The organism is Isoptericola halotolerans, assembly GCF_003003075.1.
GTDB classification, from domain to species: Bacteria; Actinomycetota; Actinomycetes; order Actinomycetales; family Cellulomonadaceae; genus Isoptericola; species Isoptericola halotolerans_A.
The window spans coordinates 182,253-198,667 of sequence record NZ_PVTX01000008.1 but is presented as its reverse complement, the minus strand read 5'-3'; the positions used below and the strand labels follow the sequence as shown (position 1 = coordinate 198,667).

At 73.1% G+C, this 16,415-nt stretch carries 18 protein-coding genes and 3 tRNA genes; 13 read left to right on the top strand and 8 right to left on the bottom strand.

The genetic code is table 11. The annotated features are described in order from the left end of the window. Positions 1-75 precede the first annotated feature (75 nt). The 5 genes from BCL65_RS12880 to BCL65_RS12860 are packed head-to-tail and all read left to right on the top strand — an operon-like array spanning position 76 to position 4,346. Complete coding sequence (locus tag BCL65_RS12880) at positions 76-861, top strand: fumarylacetoacetate hydrolase family protein (RefSeq protein ID WP_106268631.1); 786 nt, start codon at positions 76-78, stop codon at positions 859-861. A gap of 1 nt (position 862) precedes the next feature. After that, a complete protein-coding gene (locus tag BCL65_RS12875) occupies positions 863-1,441 on the top strand; it encodes an NUDIX hydrolase (RefSeq protein WP_106268629.1) in 579 nt (192 codons plus the stop codon). A 3-nt stretch (positions 1,442-1,444) separates the two neighbouring features. Beyond that, positions 1,445-2,095 (top strand): class I SAM-dependent methyltransferase, encoded by a 651-nt coding sequence (locus tag BCL65_RS12870; RefSeq protein ID WP_106268627.1) that lies wholly within the window; start codon positions 1,445-1,447, stop codon positions 2,093-2,095. A 53-nt stretch (positions 2,096-2,148) separates the two neighbouring features. Continuing rightward, positions 2,149-3,600 carry a glutamate--tRNA ligase gene (gene gltX, locus BCL65_RS12865; protein ID WP_243401039.1) on the top strand — a complete coding sequence of 484 codons (1,452 nt, stop codon included), beginning with the start codon at positions 2,149-2,151 and terminating at the stop codon, positions 3,598-3,600. Then, complete coding sequence (locus tag BCL65_RS12860) at positions 3,597-4,346, top strand: HAD family hydrolase (protein WP_106268625.1); 750 nt, start codon at positions 3,597-3,599, stop codon at positions 4,344-4,346. Before gltX ends, BCL65_RS12860 begins: the two co-directional genes overlap by 4 nt. Before the next feature lie 54 nt (positions 4,347-4,400). On the opposite strand, the gene BCL65_RS12855 is transcribed toward BCL65_RS12860, so the two are convergent. Continuing rightward, positions 4,401-5,483 (bottom strand): YeiH family protein, encoded by a 1,083-nt coding sequence (locus BCL65_RS12855; protein WP_106268739.1) that lies wholly within the window; start codon positions 5,481-5,483, stop codon positions 4,401-4,403. Positions 5,484-5,552: 69 nt separating this feature from the next. Here BCL65_RS12855 and BCL65_RS12850 point away from each other — a divergent pair, with 69 nt between their 5' ends. Further along, on the top strand, positions 5,553-6,452 hold the full coding sequence (locus tag BCL65_RS12850) for a LysR family transcriptional regulator (protein WP_106268623.1): 900 nt from the start codon (positions 5,553-5,555) through the stop codon (positions 6,450-6,452). On the opposite strand, the gene BCL65_RS12845 is transcribed toward BCL65_RS12850, so the two are convergent. Continuing rightward, positions 6,421-7,185: a class I SAM-dependent methyltransferase gene (locus BCL65_RS12845; protein WP_106268621.1), complete on the bottom strand. Its 765-nt coding sequence runs from the start codon at positions 7,183-7,185 to the stop codon at positions 6,421-6,423. The genes BCL65_RS12850 and BCL65_RS12845 overlap by 32 nt on opposite strands. 188 nt (positions 7,186-7,373) lie before the next feature. Between BCL65_RS12845 and BCL65_RS12840 the strand changes: the two genes are divergently transcribed. From BCL65_RS12840 to BCL65_RS12830, 3 genes are all read left to right on the top strand, one after another. Further along, positions 7,374-7,445, top strand: a tRNA-Gln gene (locus BCL65_RS12840). 98 nt (positions 7,446-7,543) lie between these two features. Continuing rightward, a tRNA-Glu gene (locus BCL65_RS12835) sits at positions 7,544-7,616 on the top strand. Between the two features lie 55 nt (positions 7,617-7,671). Next, positions 7,672-7,744: transfer RNA gene (locus BCL65_RS12830), tRNA-Glu, on the top strand. A gap of 72 nt (positions 7,745-7,816) precedes the next feature. Here the strand turns inward: BCL65_RS12830 and BCL65_RS18350 are convergent. From BCL65_RS18350 to BCL65_RS12820, 3 genes are all read right to left on the bottom strand, one after another. Further along, on the bottom strand, positions 7,817-8,671 hold the full coding sequence (locus BCL65_RS18350; RefSeq protein ID WP_106268620.1) for a PH domain-containing protein: 855 nt from the start codon (positions 8,669-8,671) through the stop codon (positions 7,817-7,819). A gap of 2 nt (positions 8,672-8,673) precedes the next feature. Continuing rightward, entirely contained in the window at positions 8,674-8,841 is a 168-nt protein-coding gene (locus BCL65_RS18025; RefSeq protein ID WP_165800019.1) for a hypothetical protein, read from the bottom strand. A gap of 101 nt (positions 8,842-8,942) precedes the next feature. Beyond that, positions 8,943-9,662: an IclR family transcriptional regulator gene (locus BCL65_RS12820; RefSeq protein ID WP_106268618.1), complete on the bottom strand. Its 720-nt coding sequence runs from the start codon at positions 9,660-9,662 to the stop codon at positions 8,943-8,945. A gap of 130 nt (positions 9,663-9,792) precedes the next feature. Between BCL65_RS12820 and leuC the strand changes: the two genes are divergently transcribed. Together leuC and leuD are read left to right on the top strand one after the other, a co-directional pair. Then, positions 9,793-11,268: a 3-isopropylmalate dehydratase large subunit gene (gene leuC, locus BCL65_RS12815; RefSeq protein WP_106268737.1), complete on the top strand. Its 1,476-nt coding sequence runs from the start codon at positions 9,793-9,795 to the stop codon at positions 11,266-11,268. A gap of 28 nt (positions 11,269-11,296) precedes the next feature. Then, positions 11,297-11,935 carry a 3-isopropylmalate dehydratase small subunit gene (gene leuD / locus BCL65_RS12810; protein ID WP_106268616.1) on the top strand — a complete coding sequence of 213 codons (639 nt, stop codon included), beginning with the start codon at positions 11,297-11,299 and terminating at the stop codon, positions 11,933-11,935. Here leuD and BCL65_RS12805 read toward each other — a convergent pair. The 3 genes from BCL65_RS12805 to BCL65_RS12795 all read right to left on the bottom strand — a co-directional run bounded on the left by BCL65_RS12805 (position 11,928) and on the right by BCL65_RS12795 (position 14,223). After that, positions 11,928-12,359, bottom strand: a complete 432-nt coding sequence (locus tag BCL65_RS12805) for a GntR family transcriptional regulator (RefSeq protein ID WP_106268735.1) — start codon at positions 12,357-12,359, stop codon at positions 11,928-11,930. The two genes, leuD and BCL65_RS12805, sit on opposite strands and share 8 nt — an antisense overlap. Continuing rightward, entirely contained in the window at positions 12,356-13,291 is a 936-nt protein-coding gene (locus BCL65_RS12800; RefSeq protein ID WP_106268614.1) for a hypothetical protein, read from the bottom strand. The genes BCL65_RS12805 and BCL65_RS12800 overlap by 4 nt, the downstream gene beginning before the upstream one ends. A gap of 68 nt (positions 13,292-13,359) precedes the next feature. Then, positions 13,360-14,223, bottom strand: a complete 864-nt coding sequence (locus tag BCL65_RS12795) for an LLM class flavin-dependent oxidoreductase (RefSeq protein ID WP_106268612.1) — start codon at positions 14,221-14,223, stop codon at positions 13,360-13,362. 107 nt (positions 14,224-14,330) lie between these two features. On the opposite strand from BCL65_RS12795, the gene rnhA reads away from it, so the two are divergent. Together rnhA and lpdA are read left to right on the top strand one after the other, a co-directional pair. Next, positions 14,331-14,765 carry a ribonuclease HI gene (rnhA, locus tag BCL65_RS12790; protein WP_106268733.1) on the top strand — a complete coding sequence of 145 codons (435 nt, stop codon included), beginning with the start codon at positions 14,331-14,333 and terminating at the stop codon, positions 14,763-14,765. 80 nt (positions 14,766-14,845) lie between these two features. Further along, positions 14,846-16,249 carry a dihydrolipoyl dehydrogenase gene (lpdA, locus tag BCL65_RS12785; protein ID WP_106268610.1) on the top strand — a complete coding sequence of 468 codons (1,404 nt, stop codon included), beginning with the start codon at positions 14,846-14,848 and terminating at the stop codon, positions 16,247-16,249. The last annotated feature ends 166 nt before the right edge of the window (positions 16,250-16,415 follow it).

Sequence of the window (16,415 nt, the reverse complement as noted above, 5' to 3'; positions counted from 1 at the left end):
CGGGGACGGCCGCCCGGAGTCGCCAACGACCGCGCTGTGCATGGTGACATTACCGCGGCCGGTTAGCCTGGACCCGTGCGCATCGCGAGATTCACCACCGGCGACGACCCCCGCTTCGCCTTCGTCCAGTCCGAGGGGGACACCACCTACCTGGCCGTGCTGAGCGGGGACCCGCTCTACATGCCCGCCATGCCGACGGGGGAGCGGGTCGAGCTCGGCGACGGCGTCCGACTCCTCGCGCCGGTGATCCCGCGCTCCAAGGTCGTGGCCGTGGGCCGCAACTACCTGGACCACATCCAGGAGATGGGCAGCGAGGCGCCGGCTGCGCCGCTGCTGTTCCTCAAGCCGAACACCGCGGTCGTCGGGCCGGACGACCCGATCGTGCTGCCCGACTGGACCAGCGAGGTCTCCTACGAGGCGGAGCTCGCCGTCGTGATCTCCAAGGTCTGCAAGGACGTCGAGCCGGAGAACGCCCGGGCCTACGTCCTGGGGTACACCGTCGCGAACGACGTCACCGCGCGCGACGCCCAGCGCACCGACGACCAGTGGGCGCGCGCCAAGGGCTTCGACTCCTCCTGCCCGCTCGGCCCGTGGATCGACACGGACCTGGACCCCGAGGACGTCGGGGTGCGGTCACGCGTCAACGGTGAGCCCAAGCAGGACGGCCGCACGTCGCAGATGATCTTCGACGTCGCGTACCTGGTGTCCTACGCCTCGAAGGCGATGACGCTGCTGCCCGGCGACGTGCTGCTCACCGGGACCCCGGCCGGGGTCGGCCCGATCGAGGCCGGCGACCGCGTGGAGTGCGAGGTCGAGGGGGTCGGTGTGCTCGCCAACCCCGTGGTGCGGCGCGAGGTCTGAGATGGTGTCGACCGGGCTCGCGCCGGCCGCGATCAGCGCGGCGCGTCCCGACGCGCTCGGTGCGCTGCGCGCCTGGGAGCCGCCGTCGGTCGCGCAGGCGGCCCTGCGCGACCGGTTCACCGCCCATCTCGACCGGCACGTCGACGGGCTCCTGCGCGGTTGCCGGCCCGACCACCTCACCGCGTCGACGATCGTGCTGTCCGCCGATGCCTCGTCGGTGCTGCTGACCCTGCACGCGAAGGCCCGGCGCTGGTTCCAGCTCGGCGGCCACCTCGAGGAGGGCGACACCTCCCTGGTCGGTGCGGCCGCGCGGGAGGCCGTCGAGGAGTCCGGCCTCGATCTGGTCCTGGACCCCGTCCCGGTGCACCTCGACGAGCACGCCGTGCCGTTCTGCGGGCCGGACGGCCGGGCGCGCCATCTCGACGTGCGGTTCGTCGCCGTCGCGCCGTCCGGCGTCCGGCACGCCGTGAGCGACGAGTCGCTCGACGTGCGCTGGTGGCCCGTGGACGGGCTGCCGGACGCCGATCTCGCCGAGCCCGTCGCGCTCGCCCGCGCCCGGGTGCAGGCCCGGGTCGGGTAGCGCATGTCGTCCTGCTGCCAGCCCGAGCCGCAGGGCTACGACCGGGTCTTCGACTCGCGGGCGGCGCGCGTCGCCGCCCGGAGGTACCGGCGCTCGGGGCTGACGGTCCTGCCGCGGCGCACCGTCGAGCTCTACCGCGCCGGCGTGCTCTCCGGCAGCACGCTCCTGGAGGTCGGCAGCGGCGTCGGCGACTTCTCCCTCGAGATGCTGCGGGCCGGCATGCGCCACGCGACCTGCGTCGACCTGTCGGGCGCCTACGACGACGCGGCCCGAGGCCTGGCGGTCGAGGCCGGCCTCGCCGACCGCGTCACCCGGGCGACCGGGGACATCGTGACCCGTGCCGAGCTGGTCGGCCCGGCCGACGTCGTCGCCCTGCACAGCGTCGTGTGCTGCTATCCCGACGCCCGGCGCCTCCTGACCGCCGCGGCGAGCAAGGCCCGCCGTCACCTCGTGGTGTCGTACCCGCGCGACTCCTGGGCCGTCCGGGCCTGGGCGCCGCTCGTCAACGTCTACCCGCGTCTGCGGGGGAGCGACTGGCGGTTCGTCGTCCACCCGTCCTCCGTGGTGCACGACGCCGTCGCTGCGGCCGGGTTCGTCGTGGCGCACGCCGAGCGGCTGCGGTTCGACGAGCACCTGGTCCTCACCCGGCGGTAGACCGGGGCCTACGCCACGCACGTGCCGCGGCGCTCGGCAACTAGGCTGTGCCCGTGATCCCCGCACCTGGTACTTCCGACGTCCGTGTCCGCTTCGCCCCGTCGCCGACGGGCATGTTCCACGTGGGCGGCGCGCGCTCCGCGCTGTTCAACTGGGCCGTGGCCAAGCAGACGGGCGGGACCTTCGTGCTGCGGATCGAGGACACCGACGCCTCGCGCAACAAGCCCGAGTGGGTCGACGGCATCCTCGCCGCCCACGCGGCGCTCGGCATGCACGCCGACGACCCGACGTTCGAGGGGCCGTACTTCCAGTCCGAGAACGTCACCAAGCATCACGAGGCGGCGGCCCGCCTCCGCGAGGCCGGGCGCGCCTACTACTGCGACTGCACCCGTGACGACGTCGCGGAGCGCACCGGCAACAAGCAGACCGGCTACGACGGCTTCTGCCGCGACCGCGGCCTCGAGGAGGCGCCCGGCCGCGCGCTGCGCTTCCGGACGCCGGACGACGGCGAGACGCCCGTCGTGGACCTGATCCGCGGGAACCCGAGCTTCCCGAACTCCGCGATGGAGGACTTCGTGGTGGCGCGCGGTGACGGCTCGCCCGTGTTCCTCCTGGCGAACGTCGTCGACGACCTGGACGAGGGCATCACCCACGTGATCCGGGGTGAGGAGCACCTGCCCAACACCCCCAAGCAGCAGCTCCTGTGGGAGGCGCTGGGCGCGCAGCCCCCGGTCTGGGCGCACTTGCCCGTCATCGTCAACGAGAAGCGGCAGAAGCTCTCCAAGCGCCGCGACAAGGTGGCCCTCGAGGACTACCTCGCCGACGGCTACCTGCCCGCCGCGATGGTCAACTACCTCATGCTGCTCGGCTGGGCGCCGGGCAACGACGAGGAGATCCTGCCGTTCGACGAGATGATCTCCCGGTTCCGCATCGAGGACGTCAACAGCGCCTCGGCGTTCTTCGACCTCAAGAAGCTCGCGGCGTTCAACGGCGAGTACATCCGCGCCATGTCGGTGGACGAGTTCGTCGCCGCCGTCGGGCCGTGGCTGCGCGCTCCCCACGCACCGTGGGCCGAGGAGCGGTTCGACGCCGCAGCCTTCGCCGCCGTCGCGCCGCTGGCGCAGTCCCGGGTGGCGTTGCTCAGCGACATCACCGACAACGTCGACTTCCTGTTCCTCGACGCGCCGGTGGAGGACGAGAAGTCCTGGAACAAGGCCATGAAGCCGGGCGCCGTCGAGCTGCTCACCGACGTCCGGGCCGTCCTCGCGGACCTCGAGCCGTGGGAGGCGGAGTCCCTGAAGGACGCCGTCGCCACCACGGGCGAGCAGCACGGCCTCAAGCTCGGCAAGGCGCAGGCCCCGGTGCGCGTCGCCGTCACCGGCCGGACGATCGGCCTGCCGCTCTTCGAGTCGCTCGAGGTGCTCGGCCGCGAGCGCACCCTCGGCCGGGTCGACGCCGCCCTGGCACGCCTGGCCGAGAACCCGCCGCAGGCCCCCGCGCAGTGACGGCCTTCGGGGCCGTCGCGGGCCGGGTGGACGCCGTCCTGCTCGACGTGGACGACACGCTGGTCGACACCAGGGGGGCGTTCGCGACGGCGATCGCGGCCGTCGCGGAGGCCCACCTGCCGGGCGACGTCGACCGTGCGGCGGTGCTCGACCACTGGCGGACGGACCCGGCGGGTCACTACCGCGCCTACACGCGCGGCGAGACGGACCATCGCACCCAGCGGCGGCTCCGGGCGGACCTGCTGCACCGGACGTTCGGTGGCGCGCCGGTGGGCGAGGACGCCTTCGACGCCTGGGACGAGCTGTTCTGGGGCACGTTCGAGCGGTCGTGGCGGCCGTTCGACGACGCGGCGACGTTCGTGGACGGCCTGCGCGCCGCGGGTGTCCGTCTCGGCGTGGTGACCAACGCGGCGGTCGAGCTCCAGGAACGCAAGCTCGCCGCCGTCGGGATCGACCTGCCGGTGCTGGTCGGACTCGACACCCTCGGGTACGGCAAGCCGCACCCGGACGTGTTCGTCGAGGGCGTCCGGCGCCTGGGCTCCGTGCCCGGGCGCACCGCCTATGTCGGCGACGAGCCCACGGTCGACGCCCGCGCGGCGCACGACGCCGGCCTGGTGGGCGTGTGGCTCGACCGGCCGGGCGCCCGCCGGGCCGACGAGCAGGCGGTCGACGCCGGTGCGCTGCGCACGGCAGGGATCGTCGTCGTCGCGGGTCTCGCCGAGGTGCCGTCGGCCCTCGGTCTCTGAGGCACCCGGCAGGCACCCGGCCGGCTCCCGGCCCGCTCCCGGCCGGCGGGGCGCTCAGGGCACCAGCAGCAGGACGGCGCCCAGCGCGGTGCCGGTGACGACGACGGCGGAGCACGCCCCGAGCAGCAGCGCGCGCCCGCCGGTGCGCACCAGGCGCGGCACGTCGACGCCGAGGCCGAGGGCGAACATGGCGGCGACGAACAGGGCCGTCGTGACCTGGCCGGCCGCGTCGAGCACGGTTCCGGGGACCACGCCGAGGCTGCGCAGCGCCGCGGCACCGAGGAACCCGAGCACGAACCCGGGGACGAGGGCGACGCGGGTCCCGCCGTCGTGCGCGCCGGTGCGGTGGGGTGCGGCGAGCGCCACGCGGCGGGCCCGGACCGCACCCGTGGCTGCCACCAGCGGTGCCAGGAGCACCACGCGGGCCAGCTTGGCCACGGTCGCGGTCGTGAGCGCGGTGGTGCCCGCCAGGCCCCCGGCGCCGGCGACCACCTGGGCGACCTCCTGCACGCTCGCGCCGATCCAGAGGCCGGCCTGGGTGCCCGTGAGGCCGAGCAGGCCGGCCAGCCGCGGGAGGACGACGACGGCGGCGGTCCCGTAGAGCGCCACCAGCGCCAGAGCGACCGCGGCGGCGTCCCGCGGGGTGTCGTCGTCGCGGCGGTCGGGGAGGCGGTCGAGCACGCCGGTCATGGCCGAGACCGCGGCGGCCCCGCAGATCGAGAAGCCGGTGGCGACCAGGAGCGTGGTGTCCCGCGGCACGCCGAGCCGGGGACCGAGCGCGAGGGTGGCGCCGAAGGTCACCGCGACGGTGAGCGTCACGACCGTCAGGCCGCGCCAGCCGAGCGCGACGACGTCGCCCAGCGAGAGCTGCAGCCCCAGCAGGACCACGCCCGCCCGCAGCACGTGCCGCGCCACCCAGTCGGCGCCCGGCCGGGCGGCACCGGCGAACCGGGCGCCGCGCCGGCCGGGGGAGCGCCGGCCCCGCGCCCCGAGCACCGAACCGGCCACGGCGCCCGTCAGCAGGGCCAGCACCAGCGGCGAGGCGGCGGGGACCGTCCGGGTCAGCAGGGGAGCGAGCCCGAGCAGCACCACGGTCGCCCCGGCGGTGAGGGCGAGACCGGGCAGGAGTCGGGGCATGTGACCACCCTCGCCACGCCCGGAGTCGGCCGGAAGGACGAGGTCGTGATCCATCCATAGACTCGCCCTATGGTGGACCGGACGTCGCTGACCTCGCTGGAGCTGCTGGTCGCCGTGGACACGTACGGTTCGATCAGCGGCGCGGCCCGTGCGCTCGGCGTCGCCCAGCCGACCGCGTCCTCCGGGCTGCGTCGTCTGGAGCGACGCCTGGGCCTCGAGCTGGTGACCCGCGGGGCGCGCGGCACCGCCCTCACCCCGACCGGGCAGGCGGCCGCCGGCTGGGCGCGCGAGGTCGTCGAGGCGTCCCAGCGGTTCGAGACGGCGGCCGCGGGCCTGCGGGCCGGCCCGACGACGGCCCTGCGGGTCGCGGCGAGCCTGACCGTCGCGGAGTACCTGGTGCCCCGGTGGCTCGCCCAGCTGGCCGCGCAGGGCGCTGCCGCGGACGTCGAGCTGCTGGTGCGCAACTCGCACGACGTCATGGAGCTCGTGCTGGACGGCGGAGCGCAGCTCGGGTTCGTCGAGAGCCTCGGGGTGCGGCGAGGGCTGCGCAGCCGGACCGTGGCCCGCGACGAGCTCCTCGCCGTCGTCGCCCCGGGCCATCCCTGGGCCCGCCGACGGTCGGTGGGGCCGGGAGAGCTGCTCGGCGCCCGGCTGGTGCTGCGCGAGACCGGGTCCGGCACCCGGGAGATCCTGGAACGGGCGCTCACCGCCGTCGGCGAGACCCTGCCCGCGCACCTGCCGACGTTCGGATCGACGTCCGCTCTGAAGGCCGCCGTGCAGCACGGGGGTCAGGTCGCGGTGCTGTCCGGCCTCACGGTGGCCGACGACGTCGCGGCGGGCCGGCTCGTCGCCCTCGGGGTCGACGGGCTCGACCTCACCCGGCGGCTGCGGGTCGTGTGGCGCGACGGGGTGACTCCGTCGGCCGCGGCGCGCCGGCTCAGCGCCGTCGCGCGCGGTACGCCGTCGTGACGTACGGCATGGCGATCTCCTGTGTCCCCGCGAGGTCCGGGTGGGTCACGACGAGGTCGTCGACCCGCTGGAGCAGCCGGTCGCGCTCGGGCTCGGGCAGCGTCAGGAAGTAGCTGCGCGACCCGGCGAGGGCGCGCAGGTCGGCTGTCGGCAGGTGGTGCAGCCAGCGGAACTCGGCTACCTCGACCTCGCCGAACGTCTCGCCGAGCGCGGGGGCGGCGCTGCTCTGCTCGCTGTCCGGCTGGAGCTGGTCCCCGGTGTGCAGGATCTCGCCGAACCGGCTCACCCAGTCGATGCGTTCGTCACGGTCGTTCCAGACGACGGCGAGGGCGCCGCCCGGGCGCAGCACCCGGGCGATCTCGGCCGATGCGCGGGCCTCGTCGAACCAGTGCCAGGCCTGCCCGACGACGACCGCGTCCACCGACGCGTCCGGCAGCGGGAGCTCCTCGGCGCTGCCGACGTGGGTGGTGACGTCGGGCAGCGCGGTGGCCAGCTCGTCCAGCATCGGCCGGGACGCGTCGACGGCGACCACGTCCAGACCGCGCTCGACGAGCCGGCGGGTCAGCAGGCCGGTGCCGGCCCCGAGGTCGAGGACCTGGGCGGCGTCCGGCGGGACCATCCAGTCCACGGCGTCGGCGGGATACGTGGGACGGACCCTGGCGTACACGTCCGCACCCGTCGAGAAGGAGGCGGCGCGGTCGGCGGGCGATTGCGGGTCGGGCGTCGACGACATGCCAGCAGCGTCCCACGTCCGCGTCCCGCCGTCAGCCCGTCCCGGACCCGCGGGCGTGGGTGGGACGTGACGAAGGGCACCGAGCCGCGGGTTTGGATCCCGGCGGTCGGTCCGGTAATGTTTCGGGTCGTTGGGCCGTACGGAAACCGGCGTCGAAGTCGGATATGTCCCGGTAGGTCCAGACACTATGGGGTATGGTGTAATTGGCAGCACGAGTGGTTCTGGTCCACTTAGTCTAGGTTCGAGTCCTGGTACCCCAGCGCAGTCCTCTGTCTCACCGCTTTCTCGGGATCTCTGGTCCTGTGCGGTGCGCTAGAGTACTCACGGCAAATCGGCCACTGCGGCCGAGGAACCATAGGCCCCCATCGTCTAGCGGCCTAGGACGCCGCCCTCTCACGGCGGTAACGCGGGTTCAAATCCCGCTGGGGGTACGCAACGGTCCGTTCGCGGACCGTCGCAGCGGCTCCGGCGACGGAGCCACGTCCGGCCCCCATCGTCTAGCGGCCTAGGACGCCGCCCTCTCACGGCGGTAACGCGGGTTCAAATCCCGCTGGGGGTACAGTGCACAAGGCCCGGTCCGACAGGACCGGGCCTTTGTCGTGCCCGGCACGGGCCGTCGACAGGGAGCCGCTCAGAGGAACGGATCGGGGACGGTCGGCCCGGCGCCGCTGCTGGTCGGAGGTTCGTAGAGGTCCTGACGACGCTTCGTCGGGATCAGCCCACGGAGCCGGGTCCGCGACCGGGTCCGCGACCGGGGCCGCTCCTGCGCCTCGTCCGGCTGCGGGAACGGTGCGACGTCGACATGGTCGGCGCCCTGCGAGGCACGGGTGCTCTGCGCGGCGCCGTCGCGCTCCGTCCTGGCCCGGTCACCGTCCGTCGTCGGTGGCCCGACCACCGGTAGCTCCGCCGTCGTCGGCCGGGGTTCGCGCTGTCCCACCGGGACGATGGCCGGCGGCGCCGGCCGCGGGCGCTCGGCGCCGCTGCCGGCTGGCTTGCGGGGGAAGAAGATGGTGTCCGTCAGCTTGCGGTACGTGACGTCCGGGTCGGGGACGTAGTCGACGCGGCTCAGCGCCTGGTCCTGGCCGGCGGACTCCATGACGAACCGGCCGTAACCCAGCATCTGCCCCAGGGGGGTACGGGTGTAGCTCATGTCCGTCACCTTCATCAGCGGCATCATCGCCACCTTGTGGACCACGAACCCGTAGGTGAGGACGAGGCGCTTGTCCGTCGCCACGAACCACTGGTAGTTCCACTCGAGCCACTTCAGGGCCAGCCGGCCCGCCGGCAGCAGCCACAGGACCCAGACCGCGCCGGCGCCGGTGGCCTGGTGCAGCAGCGCGACGACCACCGTCGCGGCCACGGTCGTGAGGATCGGCTCGAGCAGCGTCGCCCAGTGCAGGCGCGAGGCGAACACGGCCCGCTCGTGGTCCAGCACGTAGCGGCGCAGGTGGCGGTGCGCGCGCACCGCACGGTCGGCGGCGTCCACGGTTACGAGGTCAGGTTGGCGAGAAACTCCCCGAAGCTGGCGAACGCGTTGGCGATCACGTCCCAGATCGCCTTGACGATGTCCGCAGCGCGGTCCGGGCTCGTGACGATCGCGTAGATCAGAAAGATCACGACGAGCCAGATCAGGAGGGTCTTGGCCTTGGCCGGCATCGGGTCCTCACGCCTCTCGGTCGACGGGGCAGGGTCGCCCCGCTGGTGGGGAGCCTACTGACCTGCGGGGTCGCGCCGCGAGCACCACTCACGGCGCGCCGTCACTCGCCTGCCCGCTGGAGCACCTCGGTGAGGCGGTTGGCCGCCGCGACGACGGAGGCCGAGTGCAGCCGACCGGGCTGGCGGGTCAGGCGCTCGACCGGTCCCGAGACGGAGACGGCGGCCACGATGCGCCCGGAGGGGCCACGGACCGGCGCCGACACCGAGGCGACGCCCAGCTCCCGCTCGGAGACCGACTGGGCCCAACCGCGCCGTCGGACGCCGGAGAGGATCGTCGCGGTGAAGACCGCTTCGCGCAGGCCGCGGTGCAGACGGTCCGGCTCCTCCCAGGCGAGCAGGATCTGGGCCGCGGAACCGGCGTGCATGGTCAGGGTGGCGCCGACGGGGATCGAGTCGCGCAGGCCGACGGGCCGCTCGGCGGCGGCCACGCACACGCGGTGGTCACCCTGGCGGCGGTAGAGCTGCGCCGACTCGCCCGTGTGGTCGCGCAGGGCCGTGAGCACCGGGTTCGCCGCGGCGAGCAACCGGTCCTCGCCGGCCGCCGTCGCGAGCTCGTTGAGGCGGGGGCCCAGCACGAACCGGCCCTGCATGTCGCGGGCCACGAACCGGTGGTGCTCGAGCGCGACCGCGAGCCGGTGCGCCGTCGGGCGGGCGAGGCCGGTCGAGGAGACCAGCTGCGCCAGAGTGGCGGGACCGGCCTCGAGTGCTCCGAGAACGGACGCGGCCTTGTCCAGTACGCCGACTCCGCTAGTATCGTCCATAGGTCGATACTGACGTCTCGCTTGGTGAGATTGCAAGTTCTACGCAAACTTCGGTTCGTGGACAGCACGTCAGGTCGCGGAAGCACAAGTGACGACAGCCACCCACCGGTGGCGGAACGAGGAGCTCGAGATGGCCGGCACGCTGGCAGAGAAGGTCTGGGAGGCGCACCTGGTGCGCCAGGGCGCCGACGGGGCACCGGACCTGCTCTACATCGACCTGCACCTCGTGCACGAGGTGACGAGCCCGCAGGCGTTCGAAGGACTCCGTCTCGCCGGGCGCCCCGTGCGGCGCCCCGACCTGACGATCGCGACCGAGGACCACAACACGCCCACGCTCGACATCGACCTGCCGATCGCGGACCTGACCAGCCGCACGCAGATCGACACGCTGCGCAACAACGCGGCCGAGTTCGGCGTGCGGATCCACTCCCTCGGCGACGCCGACCAGGGGATCGTGCACCAGGTGGGGCCCCAGCTCGGGCTCACCATGCCGGGCCTGACCGTCGTCTGCGGCGACTCGCACACCTCCACCCACGGCGCGTTCGGCGCGCTCGCGTTCGGCATCGGCACCTCCGAGGTCGAGCACGTGCTCGCCACCCAGACGCTGCCCCTGGCGCCGTTCAAGACCATGGCGATCACCGTCGACGGCGAGCTGCCCCCGGGCGCCACCTCCAAGGACATCATCCTGGCGATCATCGCCAAGATCGGCACCGGCGGCGGGCAGGGCTACGTGCTCGAGTACCGCGGCGAGGCCATCCGCCGGCTCTCGATGGAGGCGCGGATGACCATCTGCAACATGTCCATCGAGGCGGGCGCCCGCGCCGGCATGATCGCGCCCGACGAGACCACGTTCGATTACCTCAAGGGCCGCCCCCACGCGCCCGAGGGCGAGGACTGGGACACCGCCGTCGAGTACTGGAAGACGCTGCGCAGCGACGACGACGCGGTGTTCGACGAGGAGGTCGTCCTGCGCGCCTCCGACCTCGAGCCGTTCGTCACCTGGGGGACCAACCCCGGCCAGGGCCTGCCGCTGAGCGCGAACGTGCCGGTCCCGGCCGAGATCGCCGACGAGGGCGAGCGCGTCAGCGCCGAGCGGGCGCTGGAGTACATGGGCCTCGAGGCCGGCATGCCGCTGCGCGACGTCACGGTCGACACCGTGTTCATCGGCTCGTGCACCAACGGTCGCATCGAGGACCTCCGGTCGGTCGCCAAGGTCCTCCGGGGTCGCACGAAAGCCGAGGACGTCCGCGTGCTCGTCGTGCCGGCGTCGGCCCGCGTGCGCCTGCAGGCCGAGACCGAGGGCCTCGACGTCATCTTCAAGGAGTTCGGCGCCGAGTGGCGCAACGCCGGGTGCTCCATGTGCCTCGGCATGAACCCCGACCAGCTCGCACCGGGCGAGCGCGCGGCGTCCACGTCCAACCGCAACTTCGAGGGCCGGCAGGGCAAGGGCGGGCGGACCCACCTCGTCTCGCCGCTCGTCGCGGCCGCGACCGCCATCCGGGGCACGCTGTCCTCGCTGTCGGACCTGGACCTGGAGGGCGACGTCGACCTGACCACGTTCGACGGCACCCCGCTGGCACCGCTGACCGCCCCGTCCTTCGTCTGAGCACCCCGCGCTTTCTACAGGAGTCCCCATGGAGAAGATCACCACCCACACCGGCGTCGGGGTGCCGCTGCGCCGCAGCAACGTCGACACCGACCAGATCATCCCGGCCGTCTACCTCAAGCGGGTGACGCGCACCGGGTTCGAGGACGCGCTCTTCGCGGCATGGCGCAGCGACCCGTCGTTCGTGCTGAACCAGGAGGCGTACTCGGCCGGCTCGGTGCTCGTGGCCGGCCCCGACTTCGGCACCGGTTCGTCGCGTGAGCACGCCGTCTGGGCGCTCAAGGACTACGGCTTCCGCGTGGTCCTCGCCTCCCGGTTCGCCGACATCTTCCGCGGCAACTCCGGCAAGCAGGGTCTCGTGGCCGGCATGGTCGCCCAGGAGGACATCGAGCTGCTCTGGAAGATCCTCGAGGCCAAGCCCGGCACCGAGGTGACGGTCGACCTCGAGACCCGGACCGTGCACGCCGACGACGTCACCGTGCCGTTCCAGATCGACGAGTACACCCGCTGGCGCCTCATGGAGGGGCTCGACGACATCGGCCTGACGCTGCAGAACGAGGCCGACATCACCGCGTTCGAGGAGAAGCGGGCCGCGTGGCGGCCGAAGACGCTGCCCGCCAAGCACCTGCCGAAGGTCGACATCGAGCCGGCGCGGCCGGTCAGCTGACCTCGCGCCCGACCTCCGCGGTCCGGTCGCGTGGGGTGGCGAGGGCGCCCCGGACGACGTCGAGCACGGCGTCGTCGGTGAGACCTGCCGCGCGCGCGTCGGTCACGAGGGCGCGAGCCTGTGCGACCACCCCGGCGGGTGGGGGGACGGAGGTCCTCCCACCCGCCGGGGTGGTCCCGGTTCCGGCGGGTGCGACCACGGTGCCCGTGCGGCGCCGGGAGATCACCACCCCGCTCGCCTCGAGCTCGCGGTAGGCGCGCTGGACGGTACCGACGGCGATCCCGAGGTCGCGCGCGAGGTCGCGCGAAGCCGGCAGCCGGGCGCCGGGCCGGAGGGTGCCCACGGCGACCGCCGCCGCGACCTGGGAGCGGATCTGCTCGTAGACCGGGACGGGCGCGCCGAGCGTGACGACGATGTCGCTCATGCCGCGGCGAGCGTCGAGGTCGCGGCGCGGCGCGGAGTCTGGGGCCACGCGGCCAGGATCGCCGTGACGACCGAGGCGACGGCGACCGCCAAGCCCGCCAGGGACAGGGCGACCCCGAGCGCGACGAGGCCGCCGGTCGGAGCGCCGTTGATCGCCAGCCCCTCGCCGCCGACGCGCACCGCGTTCCCGGCCACGGCGAGGGTCGAGCCGAGCGCGACGCCGAGGCACAGCTGGACGGCACCGAGGAGCCGGGCGGCGCTGGTCGCGCGCACGGCGTCGTCGTCGGGGGCGGGGACGCCGTGGAGCGGCGGCCGCCGCGTGATCGTGCGCAGCGTGAGCAGCGTCGCGACGACGGTGACGACGAGCCCGAGCAGCATCGGCACGCCGTAGGGCCACCCCGGGTAGGGGCCGGAGGCACCCGTCACGACGCCGCCGTCGGGGACCGCAGCGGGGCCGGTGGGGAAGGCCCGGCCGGTGAGGTCGGCGGTGAGGCCGCAGGCGATCAGGGCGAGTCCGAGCCCGCCCGCGGTCGCCAGCGCCAGGCGGAGGCGCACGCCACCGAGCGACCGGACGGTCCGGCGGACCAGCGGCGCCGAGCGGACCTGCCCGCGGGGGCGGGGCCAGGTCTGCTCGCCGACGGCGCGGACCGTGCAGAACACCAGCGCGACGGCGAACGGTGCCACCGCCTGCAGCGTGCCGGGGGCCGGTGCCCACCCGGGCCCGACGACGGGCTGGGCGACGAGCACGATCGTGCAGACCACCGCGGCGCTCGTGGCGACCGTGGAGACCACCAGCTCGTGGCGCCGCGCTGCCCGCGCGGGCGCGCCGTCGGCGTCGTGCGCGCGGCGAACCACCCACAGCACGAGCCCGACCAGAGCCGCGGGCAGGACCACCGCGACCAGCGCCACCACGACGACGGCACTTGCGAACATGCGCACCTCCTGGTCACTCAACCAATGAATCAACGCATTGGATCATTGGTGGTGCGCGGTGTCCAGGGTCAGAGTGCTGGCGGTCCCTGGCGGGCGCGGTCGAGGAGGCTCTCCGGTGTGGTGGTGGTCGGGTCCCACCAGGACTCGATCCACCAGGTGGCGCCCGCCCCCGCAGCGGCGCGTGCCTGGTCCCTGGCCCTGTCCGGGTCGGCGTCGAGCCGGCCCTGCATGATCACCTCGTAGGCCCCGGCCTCGCTGTCGCGGTGCTCGGCGATCCAGGCGGTCAGCTCGCGGATGTGCTCCGGGCCCGCCTCGGCGTCCTCGGGGGAGTCACCGCGGACCTGCGGCACCATGCCGTCCCACCGCAGGGCACGGTCCAGGCTGCGCCGCGGTGGCTGAGCCGCGTCCCAGACGGCCACCGGCCACACCGGGACCCGGCCGCGGACGGGTGGGACGGGGAACCGGAACGTGCCCGTGCCCGCCCACTCGCCGTCGTGCTCGAAGGACTCCCCGGACCAGGACCGGTCGAGCCAGGCGAGCACCTCGTCGAGGGCGCGCGCACGCTCGCGCAGCGTGGAGGGCTGGCCCTTCACTGACGTGAACGCGCGGTCGATCGGCACACCGACACCCACGGGGAGCACGAGCCGCCCACCGGAGAGGTGGTCGACCGTGAGGACCTGCTGGGCGAGCTCCCAGGGGCGCCGGCGGGGGAGCGCGAAGATCATCGCGCCCAGCGTGATCCGCTCGGTCACCGCGGCGACGGCCGCGAGCAGACCGAACGGGTCCCACGTGGGCTGGGCGCCGAAACCCTCGTCGTCCAGGCTCACGCCGTCCCAGGTGAAGAACCCGTCCCAGCCGTGGGCCTCGCACTCCTGGGCGAGCCGCACCTGCTGCGCGGGGCTCCCGTAGCTCCCGATGAACCCGAACTTCATGATGCCCTCCGTCGTCGTCCCTGGACGTGTGCCGCAGGACCGACGCTATGCCGCACCCCTGACACCCGCGGGGCCGTGGGGGACATAGGGTGACCGGCGTGAGTGACATGCCGATCGTGGAGATGTGGACCGACGGGGCCTGCAAGGGCAACCCGGGGCTCGGGGGGTGGGGTGCGCTGCTGAAGTCCGGCGAGCACGCCAAGGAGCTGTTCGGCGGCGAGAAGCTCACCACCAACAACCGGATGGAGCTCACCGCGGTGGTCGAGGCGCTGCGCGCGCTCAAGCAGCCGAGCGCCGTCACCGTCCACACCGACTCGTCCTACGTCATGAACGGCATGAAGACGTGGATCGCCGGCTGGAAGCGCAACGGCTGGACGACGTCGGCCAAGAAGCCCGTGAAGAACGTGGACCTGTGGCAGGCCCTCGACGCCGAGGTCGGGCGCCACCAGGTGAGCTGGGTCTGGGTCAAGGGGCACGCCGGGGACCCGGGCAACGAGCGGGCCGACCAGCTGGCCAACGACGGCGTCGACTCGGTGCGCTGAGGCGACGTCTGCGCGCCGTCCTCGGACGGTGCGACACAGATCACGCCGCACCGGTCACCGAGACCTCATAGGGTGGCCCCATGGCTTCCCACTACGACGTCGTCCTCCTCGGAGCTGGCCCCGGCGGCTATGTCGCCGCGATCCGTGCGGCACAGCTCGGCAAGTCCGTCGCCATCATCGAGGAGAAGTACTGGGGTGGTGTCTGCCTCAACGTGGGCTGCATCCCCTCCAAGGCCCTGCTGCGCAACGCGGAGCTCGCGCACCTGTTCACCCACCAGGCCGACTTCTTCGGCATGTCCGGTGACGTGACGTTCGACTTCGGCAAGGCGTTCGACCGGTCCCGCGACGTCGCGGACGGCCGTGTCAAGGGCGTCCACTTCCTCATGAAGAAGAACAAGATCACCGAGTACGACGGCCGCGGCGCGTTCCGCGACGCCAACACGATCGAGGTGACCCTCAACAAGGGCGGCACCGAGACGGTGACGTTCGACAACGTGATCATCGCGACCGGCTCGAAGGTGCGCCTGCTGCCCGGCGTCGAGCTCTCCGACAACGTCGTGACGTACGAGAAGCAGATCATGACGCGCGAGCTGCCGAAGTCGATCGCCATCGTCGGCGCCGGCGCCATCGGCATGGAGTTCGCGTACGTCATGAAGAACTACGGCGTGGACGTCACCATCATCGAGTTCCTCGACCGGGCGCTGCCCAACGAGGACGCGGACGTCTCCAAGGAGATCGCCAAGCAGTACAAGAAGCTGGGTGTCAAGATCCTCACCTCCACGGCCGTGCAGACCGTCGAGGACAGGGGCTCGTCCGTCACCGTCTCCTACAGGGGCGTCAAGGACGACAAGCCCGGCTCGCTCGAGGTCGACAAGGTCCTCATGGCCGTGGGCTTCGCGCCGAACGTCGAGAACTTCGGGCTCGAGAACACCGGCGTGCAGCTCACCGAGCGCGGCGCCATCGCCATCGACGACCACATGCGCACCAACGTGCCGCACATCTACGCCATCGGTGACGTCACCGCCAAGCTCATGCTCGCCCACGTCGCCGAGGCGCAGGGCGTGGTCGCCGCCGAGACGATCGGCGACGCCGAGACGATGACGCTGGGCGACTACCGCATGATGCCGCGCGCCACGTTCTGCCAGCCGCAGGTGGCCTCCTTCGGCCTCACCGAGGCGCAGGCCAAGGACGAGGGCTACGACGTCAAGGTCTCCACCTTCCCGTTCATGGCGAACGGCAAGGCGCACGGCCTCGGCGACCCGGTCGGGTTCGTCAAGCTCGTCGCCGACGCCAAGTACAACGAGCTGCTCGGCGGGCACCTCATCGGCCCGGACGTGTCCGAGCTGCTGCCCGAGCTCACCCTCGCGCAGAAGTGGGACCTCACGGCCGACGAGGTGGCGCGCAACGTGCACACTCACCCGACGCTGTCCGAGTCCGTCCAGGAGGCCATCCACGGTCTCGCGGGGCACATGATCAACTTCTGATCGCCCGCCGACGGCGTTGGTGCCGTCGCGCTGAGAGGCCCGGTCCCGCTCGTCGCGAGCGTGACCGGGCCTCCGTTGTCTCCGTCATCGCCGCCGCCCCCCGCCCCCGCACGCTGTGGGTGCACGACACGCCGCTGTGCCGGTGGTGGAGGCGGCGTGTCGTGCA

What these genes read in the sequence shown, in the direction of transcription:
- BCL65_RS12850 (WP_106268623.1), top strand. Translation starts at nt 5,553, where the DNA reads ATGGTGGACCGGACGTCGCTGACCTCGCTGGAGCTGCTGGTCGCCGTG.
- leuC (WP_106268737.1), top strand. Translation starts at nt 9,793, where the DNA reads ATGGCCGGCACGCTGGCAGAGAAGGTCTGGGAGGCGCACCTGGTGCGC.
- BCL65_RS12805 (WP_106268735.1), bottom strand. Translation starts at nt 12,359, where the DNA reads ATGAGCGACATCGTCGTCACGCTCGGCGCGCCCGTCCCGGTCTACGAG.
- BCL65_RS12800 (WP_106268614.1), bottom strand. Translation starts at nt 13,291, where the DNA reads ATGTTCGCAAGTGCCGTCGTCGTGGTGGCGCTGGTCGCGGTGGTCCTG.
- BCL65_RS12870 (WP_106268627.1), top strand. Translation starts at nt 1,445, where the DNA reads ATGTCGTCCTGCTGCCAGCCCGAGCCGCAGGGCTACGACCGGGTCTTC.
- BCL65_RS12875 (WP_106268629.1), top strand. Translation starts at nt 863, where the DNA reads ATGGTGTCGACCGGGCTCGCGCCGGCCGCGATCAGCGCGGCGCGTCCC.
- BCL65_RS12845 (WP_106268621.1), bottom strand. Translation starts at nt 7,185, where the DNA reads ATGTCGTCGACGCCCGACCCGCAATCGCCCGCCGACCGCGCCGCCTCC.
- lpdA (WP_106268610.1), top strand. Translation starts at nt 14,846, where the DNA reads ATGGCTTCCCACTACGACGTCGTCCTCCTCGGAGCTGGCCCCGGCGGC.
- BCL65_RS12795 (WP_106268612.1), bottom strand. Translation starts at nt 14,223, where the DNA reads ATGAAGTTCGGGTTCATCGGGAGCTACGGGAGCCCCGCGCAGCAGGTG.
- BCL65_RS18025 (WP_165800019.1), bottom strand. Translation starts at nt 8,841, where the DNA reads ATGCCGGCCAAGGCCAAGACCCTCCTGATCTGGCTCGTCGTGATCTTT.
- leuD (WP_106268616.1), top strand. Translation starts at nt 11,297, where the DNA reads ATGGAGAAGATCACCACCCACACCGGCGTCGGGGTGCCGCTGCGCCGC.
- BCL65_RS12820 (WP_106268618.1), bottom strand. Translation starts at nt 9,662, where the DNA reads ATGGACGATACTAGCGGAGTCGGCGTACTGGACAAGGCCGCGTCCGTT.
- rnhA (WP_106268733.1), top strand. Translation starts at nt 14,331, where the DNA reads ATGCCGATCGTGGAGATGTGGACCGACGGGGCCTGCAAGGGCAACCCG.
- BCL65_RS12855 (WP_106268739.1), bottom strand. Translation starts at nt 5,483, where the DNA reads ATGCCCCGACTCCTGCCCGGTCTCGCCCTCACCGCCGGGGCGACCGTG.